The 15,416-nt window shown below is 49.3% G+C and carries 14 protein-coding genes; 1 reads left to right on the plus strand and 13 read right to left on the minus strand.

Annotated features, from left to right (window positions below):
- From VFK44_03725 to VFK44_03760, 8 genes are all read right to left on the minus strand, one after another.
- The coding region (locus tag VFK44_03725) for a hypothetical protein (GenBank protein ID HET7627479.1) at window positions 1-400 on the minus strand (400 nt) is incomplete at its 3' end.
- Window positions 401-576: 176 nt separating this feature from the next.
- Window positions 577-1,317 (minus strand): SDR family oxidoreductase, encoded by a 741-nt coding sequence (locus tag VFK44_03730; protein ID HET7627480.1) that lies wholly within the window; start codon window positions 1,315-1,317, stop codon window positions 577-579.
- Window positions 1,318-1,371: 54 nt separating this feature from the next.
- On the minus strand, window positions 1,372-2,616 hold the full coding sequence (locus VFK44_03735) for a dihydrolipoamide acetyltransferase family protein (GenBank protein ID HET7627481.1): 1,245 nt from the start codon (window positions 2,614-2,616) through the stop codon (window positions 1,372-1,374).
- Window positions 2,617-2,649: 33 nt separating this feature from the next.
- Window positions 2,650-3,633 carry an alpha-ketoacid dehydrogenase subunit beta gene (locus VFK44_03740; GenBank protein HET7627482.1) on the minus strand — a complete coding sequence of 328 codons (984 nt, stop codon included), beginning with the start codon at window positions 3,631-3,633 and terminating at the stop codon, window positions 2,650-2,652.
- 26 nt (window positions 3,634-3,659) lie between these two features.
- Entirely contained in the window at window positions 3,660-4,652 is a 993-nt protein-coding gene (locus VFK44_03745) for a thiamine pyrophosphate-dependent dehydrogenase E1 component subunit alpha (GenBank protein ID HET7627483.1), read from the minus strand.
- Between the two features lie 35 nt (window positions 4,653-4,687).
- On the minus strand, window positions 4,688-6,109 hold the full coding sequence (gene lpdA, locus VFK44_03750) for a dihydrolipoyl dehydrogenase (protein HET7627484.1): 1,422 nt from the start codon (window positions 6,107-6,109) through the stop codon (window positions 4,688-4,690).
- 28 nt (window positions 6,110-6,137) lie between these two features.
- Window positions 6,138-7,235, minus strand: a complete 1,098-nt coding sequence (bcd, locus tag VFK44_03755; protein HET7627485.1) for a branched-chain amino acid dehydrogenase — start codon at window positions 7,233-7,235, stop codon at window positions 6,138-6,140.
- A 235-nt stretch (window positions 7,236-7,470) separates the two neighbouring features.
- Window positions 7,471-9,522 (minus strand): sigma 54-interacting transcriptional regulator, encoded by a 2,052-nt coding sequence (locus tag VFK44_03760; GenBank protein HET7627486.1) that lies wholly within the window; start codon window positions 9,520-9,522, stop codon window positions 7,471-7,473.
- Window positions 9,523-9,683: 161 nt separating this feature from the next.
- On the opposite strand from VFK44_03760, the gene VFK44_03765 reads away from it, so the two are divergent.
- Window positions 9,684-9,911, plus strand: a complete 228-nt coding sequence (locus tag VFK44_03765; GenBank protein ID HET7627487.1) for a DUF2627 domain-containing protein — start codon at window positions 9,684-9,686, stop codon at window positions 9,909-9,911.
- A gap of 17 nt (window positions 9,912-9,928) precedes the next feature.
- On the opposite strand, the gene spo0A is transcribed toward VFK44_03765, so the two are convergent.
- From spo0A to VFK44_03790, 5 genes are all read right to left on the minus strand, one after another.
- Complete coding sequence (gene spo0A / locus VFK44_03770) at window positions 9,929-10,714, minus strand: sporulation transcription factor Spo0A (GenBank protein HET7627488.1); 786 nt, start codon at window positions 10,712-10,714, stop codon at window positions 9,929-9,931.
- Window positions 10,715-10,925: 211 nt separating this feature from the next.
- The gene (spoIVB, locus tag VFK44_03775; GenBank protein ID HET7627489.1) at window positions 10,926-12,203 is read right to left on the minus strand and encodes a SpoIVB peptidase; all 1,278 of its coding nucleotides are present in this window, start codon (window positions 12,201-12,203) and stop codon (window positions 10,926-10,928) included.
- Between the two features lie 126 nt (window positions 12,204-12,329).
- Window positions 12,330-14,015, minus strand: a complete 1,686-nt coding sequence (gene recN / locus VFK44_03780; protein ID HET7627490.1) for a DNA repair protein RecN — start codon at window positions 14,013-14,015, stop codon at window positions 12,330-12,332.
- A gap of 31 nt (window positions 14,016-14,046) precedes the next feature.
- Window positions 14,047-14,499, minus strand: a complete 453-nt coding sequence (gene argR / locus VFK44_03785; GenBank protein HET7627491.1) for a transcriptional regulator ArgR — start codon at window positions 14,497-14,499, stop codon at window positions 14,047-14,049.
- Window positions 14,500-14,581: 82 nt separating this feature from the next.
- Window positions 14,582-15,415: a TlyA family RNA methyltransferase gene (locus VFK44_03790; GenBank protein HET7627492.1), complete on the minus strand. Its 834-nt coding sequence runs from the start codon at window positions 15,413-15,415 to the stop codon at window positions 14,582-14,584.
- Window position 15,416 lies beyond the last annotated feature (1 nt).

A 15,416-nucleotide genomic window follows, 5' to 3' on the forward strand; every position in this document is an offset into this window, starting at 1 on the left:
TCCCCATGATCTTTCCAAGGGTATGGAACAATTGATCATTCCAGTCTTCCGGTTTAGCCGGACCGCCGGCCGCTTTCGCAAAACAAACCGCATGGAATTCGCCCGCTGTCGTCCGGAGCGATTCAACCAGTCGATCATTCAAGGAAGGCAGCGGTTGCGAAACAGGGATGTCGTTCTTAAACAAGTCGACGACCCAATCGACCTCTGCTTGCAGTTGATCGGCCGACCGATGCCCGCCGTGGCTGATTCGCAAGACGCGTGAATGGTCGCCGTCCCCGAATGTGTAAACGAAATTTTCAAATCCTCCCAATGATTGCAAGTCTTCGATCTTCACTCTATAACGCCCGGCCAACGCCGCCAAGATTTCATCGGAAAAAGCCTCATGCATATGCGATTCCAAAGTGGTGCCTCCATCCAAAAAATATTTTTTAAAAAAAGGTTTAACAATCAGTGAGACGGGTAATATGGTTTATGTAACCAACACCTCTATACCCCTTAACCCCCTTTTTTGGAGATGAGCTGGCTCATCTCTCTTTTTTTTGAAAAAAAACCGCCGCCATCAGCAGCGGGATTTGCTTATCTCTGCGAGGTCGGACGCACGATGATTTCATTGACCGATACGGAATCCGGCTGTTCGATGGCATACCGAATTGCCCGGCCGATGTCTTCCGAGCGAATCGGCTCAAGTCCTTTTTTCGCGAACATTCGTTTCACATCTTCGTCGGTAATTGTATCTGTCAATTCCGTTGCTACGGCGCCAGGAGAAATAATCGTCGTGCGAATGCGGCTGCGCGGCGACTCTTCTTGGCGCAAACCTTCCGTAATTGCTCTGACTGCAAACTTCGTTCCGCTGTAAACGGCTCCTCCAAGACCGACTTCATGGCCTGCGACAGACGACACGTTGATGATATGTCCTTGCTTTCTCTCCTGCATGTGCGGCAAAACCGCAGCTATGCCGTACAACACCCCTTTGATATTGACGTCGACCATCCGATCCCATTCATCCACTTTCCGTTTGTTCATGAACGAAAGCGGCATTAATCCGGCATTGTTAATCATGACGTCGATCTTTCCATACGTGTCTAAAGCGAATTCGGCAAGCTCGAACATTTCTTCTTTTGAAGTCACATCGGTCACGCGAAAGCTTGCGACACCTCCGGAAGCCTCGATTTCGCGTTGCAATTGCTCTAACCGGCTTTTCCTTCTCGCCGCCAATACGAGCTTCGCGCCGTGTGCGGCAAGCTCCCGGGCTGTTCCTTCCCCAATTCCGCTCGAAGCGCCTGTCAATATAACGACTTTGCCTTCTACGTTTGCCATGTCACTCATCCTTTCATGAAAAACCACTGCCTCAATTAGACAGTGGCTGTTGAATTAATAAATGGACGTAGTGTCCTCATTCATCGTTTCCAACTTTTCTTTCACGCTTGCAAGGAATCGGCCGCAAACGAGACCGTCCAGCACGCGATGATCCAAAGACAAGCAAAGATTGACAATGTCACGGATGGCGATCATTCCATCCTTAATCACTGGTCGTTTCACAATCGCTTCGACCGACAAAATGGCCGCTTGCGGATGATTGATGATTGGAGTCGACAACACCGATCCGAACGAGCCGGTATTGTTCACCGTAAACGTGCCGCCTTCCATATCGGCCGAACCGAGACGTCCGCCGCGCACTTTTCCGGACAGGTCATGCACACTTTTCGCGAGCCCTTTAATGCTTTTTTCATCCGCGTCATGAATGACCGGGACATAAAGCGCGTCGTCCGTCGCAACCGCAACAGAGATGTTGATCGCTTTCTTGCGAATAATTTTGTCTCCCGCCCACATCGCATTCATTTGCGGGAATTCCTGCAGTGCTTCGACGACCGCTTTGATGAAAAACGGCAGAAACGTCAAACTATAGCCTTCCTTCTGCTTAAACTCGCCTTTCACGCGATTTCGAAGCTGAACGAGGTCCGTAACGTCGACCTCAACCATCATCCACGCGTGCGGCGCTTCGTGCTTGGATTTCACCATATTTGCCGCAATCGCTTTTCGGACGCCGGACACTGGAATCTCGACGTCGCCTTGGGAAGCGGATACCGGCGCTTGTCTTTCCGACGTTACTTGCTGTTTCACACGTTCTTCCGATTTCGCAGCGCCGCCCGATTCGAGCCATTTTTCAACGTCTTTTCGCGTGATCCTTCCGCCGCGTCCCGTGCCCTCGACTTGTTCGAGATCAATGCCGTTCTCTTGCGCAAGACGAAGCACTGCCGGCGAATAACGTTTTTTCATCGATTCGTCGCCGCCTGTACTTTCACTCCCGCCAGTCTCTGACGGCTTCTCCCTTACCTGCGTCGATTGCGGCACGTCTTCAGCCGGAGTTGCGGCACCTTCAACTTCAATATAAGCGACAAGTTCGCCGACTTCGAGCGTTTCGCCTTCACCGGCAACGAGCTCTTTGATCGTTCCCGTAAAAGACGACGGGATTTCGGCGTTGACTTTGTCCGTCATCACTTCGGCGATTGGATCGTATTTTTTTACGGAATCGCCTTCTTTGACGAGCCATTTGCTGATCGTCCCCTCTGTCACGCTTTCTCCGAGCTGGGGCATGTTTATTTTTTCCGTAGCCATTGTATCCCTCCTGCACATATGTCCGAGAATCGCTTAAAATTCCGCTAAATCACGCATCGCCGTCTCGACTTTTTCGCCGTTGACCATAAAGAACTTCTCCATCGGCGACGCAAAAGGCATTGCCGGGATGTCGGGCCCCGCCAATCGGTGGATCGGTGCGTCCAAATCGAACAAACAATGCTCGGATATGATCGCAGCCACTTCCCCGATCACGCTGCCTTCTTTATTGTCTTCAGTAATCAAAAGCACTTTGCCGGTTTTGGAAGCCGCTTCGATGATCGCTTCTTTATCGAGCGGATAGATTGTGCGCAAGTCGAGAACATGCGCCGATATACCATCGGCTTCGAGCTTCTCGGCCGCTTGCATCGCCAAATGCGTACAAAGCCCGTACGTAATAACGGTGATATCGTTCCCTTCCCGCTTTACATCGGCTTTGCCGATTTCCAAAACGTAATCGTCTTCGGGCACTTCGCTTTTTAACAGCCGATACCCCCGTTTATGTTCGAAAAACAACACCGGATCGTCATCACGAATCGCCGCTTTCAGCAATCCTTTTGCATCATAAGGAGTGGATGGCATGACAATTTTCAACCCCGGAGTGTTCGCGAAGATCGCTTCCACCGACTGTGAGTGATACAACGCTCCATGCACACCTCCGCCGTAGGGGGCACGTATGGTCAGCGGGCAGTGCCAATCGTTGTTAGAACGATATCGAATTTTCGCGGCTTCGGAGATGATTTGATTCACCGCAGGCATGATAAAATCAGCAAATTGAATCTCTGCGACCGGCCGTTTGCCGTACATCGCAGCACCGATGCTTACGCCGACGATCGCCGATTCCGAAAGCGGCGAATCGATGACCCGCTCCTCGCCGAATTGTTCAATCAAACCGCTTGTGGCACGAAATACGCCTCCGCGAACGCCGACATCTTCGCCGAACACGAAAATATTTTCATCTCGTTCCATTTCTTCTCTTAACGCTTGTGTAATCGCATCAATATATGAAATGACAGGCATCGTTTTCCCCTCCATCTACAACTGTTTTACTTTTCCGCATACACGTAGTGCATCGCAGATTCCGCCTCTGCAAAAGCCGCGTTTTCCGCATAATCCGTCGCCTCGTCAACGAGACGATCGATGGTTTCGACGATGGCTTTTTCTTTTGCTTCATCCATGACGCCGTTTTCCCGTAAATAAGCGGAAAATATCCGCAAAGCATCTTTGTTCTTCGCTTCTTCCACTTCCGCTTTTTCGCGGTAAGTCATATCGTCATCGTCGCTCGAGTGAGGAGTTAAGCGATACGAAACCGTTTCGATCAAGGTCGGTCCTTCACCGTTTCGCGCCCGGTCCGCCGCCTTTTTCACAGCTTCGTAAACCGCCAAAGGATCGTTGCCGTCGATCGTTTCGCCCGGCATGCCGTAACCAATCGCGCGGTCGGAAACTTTCGCACAGGCGAGTTGCTTATGAATGGGAACTGAGATCGCGTACTTGTTGTTCTCACACATGAAAATGACGGGAAGCTTATGAACCCCGGCAAAATTCGCTGCTTCGTGAAAATCTCCCTGATTTGAAGAACCTTCTCCGAATGTTGTCAAACTAACGATCGCCTTTCCGTCCATTTTCGCCGCCAACGCAACGCCGACGGCATGAGGAATTTGCGTTGCCACCGGAGAGGACTGGGTTAAAATCCGATTTTTCTTTTGCCCGAAATGTCCCGGCATTTGTCGACCGCCTGAATTCGGATCTTCGGCTTTGGCAAAACCGGAGAGCATGATGTCCTTCGCCGTCATTCCAAACATGAGTACCATTCCAAGGTCGCGATAATAGGGGGCAATGTAATCCTTCCCGCGGTCAAGCGCCATCGCTGCACCTATCTGGGCGCCTTCTTGGCCTTGACAGGAAATGACGAACGGAATTTTTCCCGAACGGTTCAACAACCACATCCGTTCGTCGATCTTTCGCGCCAATAACATTTGTTCGTACATTTCCAATACTTGTTCGTTCGTCAATCCAAGCTGTTCATGCCGTAGTGCCATAATCGATAGACCTCCTTCTTCCTGTCACTGAATGTTTAATAATGAATCGCTTTTCCATCAACGGCGAGTGCGGCTTCGCCAATGATTTCCGCGAGCGACGGATGAGGATGTATCGTTTCCGCCACTTCCCACGACGCGGCATCCAACACGCGCGCCAACGCAGCTTCGGAAATCATGTCGGTGACATGGGGACCGACCATGTGAACGCCGAGCAGATCATCGTTCTTTTTATTGGAAACCAATTTCACGAATCCGTCGGATTCCCCGTATATCAACGCTTTTCCGATTGCCGCGAACGGAAATTTGCCGATTTTGACGTCGTATCCTTGATCGAGCGCTTGCTTTTCTGTCAATCCGACACTGGCGGTTTCCGGACGGGAATAAACACAGCGAGGGACGAGCGTCTCGTCAATCGGTTGAGGATTTTGGTCGCACATGTGCTCCACGGCCACGATGCCTTCGTGTGAAGCCGCATGAGCCAATTGCAACCCTCCGACGACATCTCCAATCGCATAAATGTGTGATTCGGCCGTCTGATAATAGTCATTCGTTTGAATGAAACCGCTTTCAGTCTTAACGGAACTGTTTTCGAGACCGATTCCTTCAATATTCGGCGCTCTCCCAACGGAAACGAGCATTTTATCAGCGGCAAACGTTTCATTCTTTCCACCGCGTTCCGCCTCAATCTTCACATCGTCACCAATCTTCAGCGTATCGGCAAGTACTTTTGCTTCCGTAACGATGTTCACGCCTTTTTGCCGCATCAATTTCGTCATTTCACTTGAAATGTCTTCGTCTTCCAAAGGCAAGATGCGGTCGGCATATTCAAGAATCGTTACGCTCACACCAAAGTCGGCAAACATCGATGCCCATTCGATTCCGATGACGCCTCCTCCAACGATGATGATCGACTCGGGCAGGCGATCTAAGTTCACAGCTTCGTCCGATGTTAAAACCCGTTCTCCGTCGATTTCAAGCCCAGGCAATGAACGCGGACGCGAACCGGTAGCAACAATAACATTTTTCGGTACGAGCATTTCATTTTCCTCGCCGTTGTTCATCTCAACCGATATCGTTCCCGGCATCGGAGAAAAGATGGAAGGACCGAGAATGCGGCCCGTGCCTTCATAAACATCGATTTTTCCTTTACGCAGCAAACCGCGCACGCCGTTATGGAGCTGATCAATGATTTTCTTTTTCCGCTCATGCGCTTTTTCGTAATCAAGCGTGATTTCTTTTACATTTATCCCGAATGACTCGGCATTTTTCGCCGTCGCATACACTTCCGCGCTGCGAAGCAATGCTTTGCTCGGAATGCAGCCGCGATGCAAACACGTGCCTCCGAGCCGGTCCTTTTCCACAATCGCCGTTTTCAATCCGAGCTGTGAAGCGCGAATCGCTGCGACGTAACCGCCTGTACCGCCGCCGAGCACGACGAGATCATATTCTTTTGCCATGGCGAAACCCTCCTTCGATATGCGGCGATCAACCGCGTCTGCTTAATATGTGATGACCATTTAATAAAAACTGCGAGCGCGAGTTTTTCATGCGCGCGATTCTTTCTTCGGCAAGCCTGTCTGCCGCTGCATAAGTAGGAATGCCGTCCCTTTTTGAAATTTCAAAAACACGTGCGACGTTATCATAAATCGCTTCGACCTTTTTCATGGCTCGCTCGCGATTGTAACCGTGCAATTCGTCGGCGACATTAATGACTCCGCCGGCATTTATGACGTAATCGGGGGCATAGGCCACGCCCATTTCATGCAGCTGTTCCCCGTGAGATTCGTCTTTCAGCTGATTATTCGCTGAACCTGCAACCACTTTTGCTTTCAATTGCGTGATCGTTTCGTCATTGATGATCGCTCCGAGCGCGCATGGAGCGAAAATGTCGCATTGGACTCCGTAAATTTCATCGGGATCGACGGCTTTCGCATCGAAATCGTTCACCGCGCGGTCAACCGCCGCTTTGTTAATGTCAGTTACAATCAAATTCGCACCTTCTTCGTGCAAATGATTGCACAATTCATAGGCAACATGACCAACGCCCTGTACGGCAACGGTCTTGCCGCTCAACGAATCCGTTCCGAATGCTTCATACGCCGCAGCTTTCATGCCGCGGTAAACCCCGTAAGCCGTTACCGGGGAAGGATTTCCTGAAGAACCGAAAGCCGCCGAAATTCCCGTGACAAAATTCGTCTCTTCATGAATCGTATCCATGTCTTCTACCGTCGTTCCAACGTCTTCTGCCGTAATGTATCGGCCGTTTAAACTTTGAATGTACCGTCCAAACGCGCGAAACATTGCTTCATTTTTGTCTTTCCGCGGATCACCAATGATGACCGTTTTTCCACCGCCGAGATTCAACCCAGCCGCGGCATTTTTATACGTCATGCCTTTGGCCAACCGCAAAGCGTCTTCAATGGCTGCCTCTTCCGAATCGTATTTCCACATTCTCGTCCCGCCGAGCGCCGGTCCCAAAGTCGTGTCATGGATGGCGATGATCGCTTTCAATCCCGAATCTTGATCCTGGCAAAACACGAGTTGTTCGTAGTCATAACGTTCCATATAAGAAAATAGTTCCATCTATGAAGACCTCCTTAATTAAAATCAAAACTCACAGCTGAACGAGAGAGACAGTCGTAATCAAAGGGGACGAGAACTTTTTTATAAAAATAACCGCCTCTCCACCCTCCCGCCATAGAAACTCATGCAATTTTCGTGCCAAACGCAGCGAACGTGCAAAGCTTGAAAAATAAACTCGTTTGCCCGAAAGAAACATGAAATATGTTGCAGGGTATGATATTTTTTGCATGCTAAATTATTCAATCCCGTACTTCTCCATCTTGTAATACAGGTTTCTTACGGATATTTTTAATGCTTGCGCCGTTTTCGTTTTATTGTGGTTTTGTTGATGCAGCGTTTCAGAAATGATTCTTTTTTCAAAAGAGGACATGAGCTGCGACAAGGATTGTTGACCTTCTCTTTCCTCGATTGGCGGGCGCCGCCTTCCGTAATCGGACGTTCCAAGCAAAGGGATGTCCTCGCGATCCAACAGCCTGGCATGAAAACCCATGTGAATCATTGCGCGTCCGAGCACGTTTTCGAGTTCCCTGACGTTTCCCGGCCAATCGTAACGATGCAAGTAGTCCAAGGCGGGTTCGGTCAACCCTTCCACATTCCGACCGAACTCTTGGTTCAATTTGTGAAGCAAATGCCGGCATAACCATTTAAGATCTTCTTTTCTTTCTCGCAAAGGCGGGATTTGTATCGGCATGCGGTTCAATCGGTAAAATAAATCTTTACGAAACGTGCCGGCCTTCAGGCGCTTGTCCAATTCAACATTTGTCGCCGCGATCACGCGCGAGTCAATGGAGACTGGTTTCGTTCCTCCGACGCGGACAATTTCGTTTTCCTGCAAAACCCGCAACAATTTTGCTTGAATGGCCGGGGACAGCTCGCCGATTTCATCCAAAAAAATACTGCCGCCGTTCGCTTCTTCGAACAACCCGGTTTTTCCGCCTTTGCGAGCGCCGGAAAACGCACCTTCTTCGTAGCCGAATAATTCGCTCTCCAACAACGACTCGGACAAGGCGGCACAGTTGACCCGGACAAATTTGCCGTTTTTTCGATCGCTCGCATTATGAATCGCATGCGCAAACAATTCTTTCCCTGTACCGGACTCTCCACGAAGCAAAATCGTCACAGGAGTCGACGCGGCAGCTTTTGCCTGTTCGACCACCTGTTGCATCCGTGTGGACGAGGCACAGATGATATCGTCGAACGTATACTTCGCCTCGAGTGTTCGAATGATTTGTTTCGCGCGGTTCAATTCGTCCGTCAATCGCTGAATTTCCGATACGTCATGCAAAATGCCGACGCTTCCTTTGATTTCACCGTCCACGATCACCGGGGCTACGTTGACGACCACGTTCCTGCCTCTCGGCCCGACTTTCATATGTACACCGCGGACCGGTCGTTTCGTTTTCAATACTTGCATGTGCATGCTTTCGCCTTCGGAGATGTCTTCCGTTGCCGGCTTTCCTACGACATCTTCGCTATTTAGTCCGGTCATTCGCGTATAAGCCGGATTAATCATCATTCCTAATCCGTTTTCGTCAACGACGGAAATCGCTTCTTCCGAAGACTGAATGATCGCTTCCAACATCGTGCGGATGCTTTTCAAATTCGTGACTTCTTCTGCCATTTCGACGATTTCGGTAATGTCGTTGAACGCGGCTAATGCACCGACGGTACGTCCGCGTTCATCCGTCATCGCAATCCGCGTCGTGATGATTTTTCTGCCGTTCTCAAGCATTTGCTCTTGATGGAATTCCGACTTCCCCGACTTCAGCACTCGCGGCAAATTCGTTGACGGCATCACTTCGGAAATTCGTTGGCCGATCACCTTATCTCGAGACAAACTCGTCATTCTCTCGGCGCTTTTGTTGAACAGCGAAATCCGTTCATCTGCATCGACTGCAATCATGGCATCTTTCGTTGAATTTAAAATAACCTCTTGCAAATACGATTGGTCTTTCAGCCGCCGAATGAGGTTTTCTTTTTCTTCAACCAATTCAGAAACGCTCGAAACGATGAACGCCGGAATCACCGTCGTTTTTTCAAACCGGCGGGCAACAGCACGATAAACGGATTCGTCCCCGGTCGTTTCAATGATGACATCCGCGTTTGACAGCAGCACATCCTTCCAGTGTTCATATACGGGAATTCCGTGTTTCCGTGCCAGTGCAGTCCCAGACGAACATTCATCGCCATCGATAACGGCAGTGACGTCGACTTTCTCGCTTTCCAGGAACATGTTTAAAAACGCCGTTCCTTGTTTGCCAGCGCCGATGATCATCACATTCTTCATGCCGCCCACTCCCGCTCGTTCAAAACGATCTTCGCGAATGCAAAATCTTTCATGGTTATATTTTACCTGTTTTCCTTGAACGAAGGCAACCATTTATCGGCGGCCGCATGTAGGCTTATGATAAAATAAAGGCTGTTGACATGTCGAAGGAGTGGTGTGCGATGCGTCTCATTGCCTGGCTGATCTTAATCATACCGGGCCTTTTGGCCGGTTACGGCATCAAGTGGATGCGCGATACGTTTTTCAACGAATTATCGGCGATTTTTCCTTATTTATGGGTGCAATTCTTGTGCGGCAGCGCAGCTTTTCTCTTTGGAATGAGCTTTATTGGAGGATTTTTAATGTTTCGGGAGAAAAAGAAACGCCAAAACCGCAAAAAGGACGGCTGAGCGCCGTCCTTTTTACATTATCCCGCTTTATGTTCGATTCTCAGCTTGTCGGCTACCATTGCGATGAACTCGCTGTTCGTCGGCTTCGCTTTCGACATTGAAATCGTGTAGCCAAACAAGGAGGAAATCGAATCGTAGTTCCCTCTGCTCCAAGCCACTTCGATGGCGTGGCGAATGGCTCTCTCGACCCGGCTCGAGGTCGTTTTGTATTTTTTCGCGATATCAGGGTACAACACTTTCGTGATCGATCCGAGCAGTTCGATGTCGTTATACACCATCGAAATCGCTTCCCGCAAATACATGTAGCCTTTAATGTGCGCCGGCACGCCGATCTCATGAATGATGCTTGTGATGCTTGCGTTTAGATCGAGCGGTTTGTCGCCGCCGACCGACGTGATGCTGGAGGTTCTATGTACGGCAGGTTTCGGTTTTCCGCTCACTTGGCGGATGTTGCTGGCCAAATTCTCCATGTCGAACGGTTTGAGTATGAAATACGATACGCCGAGACTGACCGCTTTTTTCGTGACGTCTTCTTGTCCGAACGCCGTCAACATGATAACTTTCGGCTGCGGCATATCCGGATGATCCCGCAACCTTTCAAGCACGCCGAGCCCGTCAAGATGAGGCATGATTATATCTAAAACAAGAACGTCGGGATTTGTTTCCTCCATCTTATTCAAACATTCTTGCCCGTTGTAAGCTTTCGCCACAACCTCCATGTCATTCTGTTTCGAAAGGAAATCATCCACAATGCTCACCAGTTCTTGATTGTCGTCGACCAAACATACTTTAATTTTCTCCACAAAGGTTCCTCCTCATTTTTTGTGCTCCACGTTATATTTTCGACAATTACCCGATAATTCCTTTTCTAAAATGAAAAATTAGGTCATTTTTCTTATTTTCTGATCGTTTCTTCATTTTACTCTGTATTTCGACGTGATGCGTCAGTTGACAAATCGAATTTTATAATTTTTTGTCGAATTTTCTATTGAAAAAAGACGAAGAGACAAGCGGTTAACTTGCCTTTCGTCTTGCCGTCGTATAACCGGCTTCATCGAGCATCCATTCAATGTGAACACCGTACCCGCTTGTTGGATCATTCACGAACACATGAGTCACGGCACCGATGAGTTTGCCGTTTTGAATAATGGGACTTCCGCTCATGCCTTGAACGATTCCGCCGGTTTTTTTTAACAATTCGGGATCGGTGACTTTGATCACGAGCCCTTTTGTTGAAGGAAATTTTTGCGGAACAGAGTTGACGATCTTGATGTCGAACGCTTCGACTTCATTGCCGTCGACGACAGTATAGATCTTTGCCGGTCCCTCTTTGACTTCTCGTGACAAACCGATCGGAATCGGTTTATGCGTCAACGCGACATTCGGATCGTGCTTTAATTTCCCGAAAATGCCGAACGGACTGTTTTCGCGCACACTGCCGAGAATTTCCTCGCTGCGCGTCAAATGTGCGATTTTCTCTCCAGGTTTTCCATGACTTCCTTTATCAATGGACGTGACCGTGGAGCCGACGATTTTACCCTTATTGACGATGACCGGCTTTTTCGTATCGATATCGGAAATGACATGACCCAAAGCGCCGTAAACCATAGTTTTTGGATCGTAAAACGTCAAAGTTCCGATGCCCGCTGCTGAATCACGAATATAAAGACCGATTTGATAAGCATCGTCATGCCGATCCTTCAACGGAGTTACTTTCTTGTTGATTTTCTTGTCTCCGCGCAGCAATGTAAGGGTTAACGATTCATCGTTCTTTCCTGCCTCTTTCACGAAAGGGGCCACATCTTCGAGTTCATGGATGGGATGTCCGTTGATCTTCGTGATCATGTCGCCGATTTTGATACCGGCGTTCTCTGCAGGGGAATGTTCTCCCGACTTTGTGGTAACCAAATGATACCCGACGACGAGCACGCCTACCGTATTCAGCTTCACGCCGATCGACTGACCGCCGGGAATGACTTTCAAGTCGGGAAGAACGTGAACGTTCGTCTTTTTGATCGGAAAGTCGCCGACGGACAATGCCAAACTTGTGGTGCCGATGTTTTCGCCTTTAACTTTTCCATCTGATACGGTTGCAATGCTCGATTCACCTGACACGTGTGTGGATGATGACAACAACGATTCCGAATCAAGCCATTGCAACGTCTCATTCTTCAATACGGCTACATGATTCGGAAGGCTGAAATATTGTTGAACGGGTTTAACAAATAAAATTCCAAGCAGTACGGCAAGGAGAACGAACCCTATCCAACGTCGTATATGCTCTGACTTCAATCCGCTTCACTCTCCTCGTCCAGCCCAACACCTCCGTTTTTTTGGCTGCATTTATAATCTTGCCTTACGCCGGCCCAAATATAACTGGGAAAACAGAGAAGTGCTGCCCATTTATAGGGCAGCACTTCAAACGGTCGATTTAAGCCGACCCGCAAGATCAAGTAATTCTTTTGCATGTTGTTTCGTCAATTCCGTCATTTCCGCTCCGGAAATCATCCGGCCGATTTCATCAATTTGCTGTTCGGTGTTCAAGGATTCGACCGATGTAATCGTCCGATCGCGGCTTTCCTTTTTCGTAATAAACAAATGCGTGTCCGCCATCGCTGCCACTTGCGGCAAATGCGTGATGCAAAAGACTTGGGAATGAGCGGAAAGGCGGTGAATCTTTTCAGCCATCGCTTGCGCGGCTCGTCCGCTCACACCTGTATCGACTTCGTCGAAGATGATCGACGTGATTCCCTCACCTTTGGAAAAGATGCTTTTCAACGCAAGCATGATCCGCGACAACTCTCCTCCGGAAGCCACTCGTGCCAGCGGCTTAAGCGGTTCACCCGGATTCGTCGAAATGAGAAATTCCACATCGTCGAGTCCGTCGCGGGCAAAATCGGAACGTTCGGAAAATTGGACGTCAAACCTTGTTTTTGCCATTTGCAATTCAGCCAATTCGTTCGTGATCGCCTCGATTAACCGGTTGGCCGTCTCCTTTCGGGCTTCGGTTAAACGCTTTGCGTCGACACGCAATTGCTCTTTGATCGATGCCAAGGCCGCTTTCGTTTCTTCCACTTGCCGGTCTCGGTTCGTTAATTGGTCCAGTTCGGCAGCAGCTTGGCGGCGGTATGCCAAGATGTCATTGACAGAATCACCGTATTTTTTCTTAAGTTTTTGAAGATCATGCAATCTCGATTCCAATTCATTCAAGCGTTCCGGATCATATGCAAGCGATTCGAACGTATCACGAATGGAAAACGTCATTTCTTCCAATAAATAATAATGATCGGCAAGCCGTTCGTGCATTTGCCGATAATCATCGTTGACGTTGGCGATCTGGGACAACGACTGCATCGCTTCTCCTACCCATTCCAATCCCCGCTGCTCCCCATTCAACGATTCGTACGATTTTTTCAGCGCGGCAAAAACGCGCTCGTAATTCGCAAGCACCGCCCGTTCCTCTTCCAGTTGTTCGTCTTCATTTGGAACGAGCGCCGCTTCGTCGATCTCTTCGACTTGAAAGCGGATCAAGTCGATCCGCTGCGCCGCTTCTTTTTCATTTTCATGCAGTTGTTTCCATCTTTTGCGCAATTCGACATAAGATTCGAATCGTTCACGGTATTTTTCAGACGTCTCGTCTACTTTCGTCCCGCCGAAGTTGTCGAGCAACGACAAATGCCGTTCGCTTTGGAGCAAATCTTGGTGTTCGTGCTGTCCATGAATGTCGATCAACTTCTTGCCGGTTTGTTTCAGCGCAGCGAGCGTAACCATTTTTCCATTGATCCGGCACACCGACTTGCCGGCCTTCGAAATTTCGCGACGCAATACAATCATCTCGTCGTCCGTTTCTAAACCGAGCGATGCCAATTCTTCGCGGCACGGATGTCCGTTGTCAATGTAAAATAAACCTTCAATTTCCGCCTTCTCTGCGCCGTGCCTGACAAATTCCGCCGAACCACGGCCGCCGATCAACAAACCGATCGCATCAATGATCATCGATTTTCCCGCTCCGGTTTCACCGGTAATTACCGTCATTCCTTTGTCGAACGAAAGATCGACGGATTCGATAATTCCGAAATGCCGAATCGACAATTCTCCTAACAAACGCACTCACACCCTTTGCCTCCATAATTCGTTATTGCAACAAGCTTAAAAAGCGTTCAGAAATTTCGGGGGCGTGTTGTTTCGAACGGCAGATGAGCAAAATCGTATCGTCCCCGCACAGCGTGCCGACCAGCCCGTCCCAATCGAGATCGTCAAGCAAATCCCCGATTGCATGTGCGTTGCCGGGCAACGTTTTCACGACAATCAATTGCTCAGCTTCGTCGAGACGAACAAACCCGTCTCTGAGCACTCGTTTCAAACGCGAAAGCGGATTCGTTCTTTGCCCGGAAGGCAAACTGTATTTATATCTGCCGTTTTGCATCGGCACTTTCACGAGACTAAGCTCTTTAATGTCCCTGGACACCGTTGCCTGCGTAACGTTGTATCCTTGCCGCCGCAACGTATCGACAAGCTCGTCCTGCGTTTCGATCTCCTTTTGCGCAATCAGTTCCATAATTTTGATATGTCTTTGCGATTTGTTCATCATGACCACCCTTATGGTTTCCTCTTTCATTATGATAGCCGATGGAAAAGAAAATGTACACGCATGGTACATTGAATGAGCATTAAGAGGAAGAGGACGAAGAAAATTCGCGGTGTGCTTGCTCGACGACCCGTCGGACGTGCGCATCATCCATGCAATTCTCCCCTGCAGAGGGCGGCAATCGCAAATGCAATAAAAATTCGATGTTGCCGTCGCCGCCGGTTATCGGCGAATACGACAAAGCCTGGACGGCGAATCCCGTCGCTTCCGCAAAAGCAACGATGTTTCTGACGACCATCTCATGGACGCGGGCATCCTTGACGATGCCTTTGCGGCCGACTTGTTCCCTGCCGGCTTCAAATTGCGGTTTCACAAGGGCAACGACATTTCCGTTCAGCTGCAAAATCTTCGCGAGCGGCGGCAAGATTAATTTTAACGAAATAAAAGATACATCGATCGTCGCGAAGTCCGGCAATCCTTGCGTGAACCATTGTTTTTCCGCATAGCGGAAATTCGTTCTTTCCATGACAATCACGCGAAGATCCGTGCGTAATTTCCATGCCAATTGATTATAACCGACATCCAGCGCATAGACGCGTTCAGCCCCGTGCTGCAAACAGCAATCGGTAAACCCGCCCGTTGATGCGCCGATGTCCAATACCGTCTTGTCCTTCGGGTCTAGATTGAATACCGATAGGGCCTTCTCCAACTTCAATCCGCCTCTGCCGACATACCGCAAGGTTTCGCCTTTTATCTCAAGCGGGCTCGTCCGATCCACTTTCGTCCCCGGCTTGTCAACGCGTTCATTGCCTGCAAACACAATGCCTGCCATGACCGCCCGTTTCGCCTTTTCCCGTGATTCAGCCAGTCCCGTTTCGACCAACAATACATCAATTCTCTCTTTGTCCTTTTTCATG

The sequence above is a fragment of the Bacillales bacterium genome (assembly GCA_035700025.1).
Taxonomy (GTDB): Bacteria; Bacillota; Bacilli; order Bacillales; family DASSOY01; genus DASSOY01.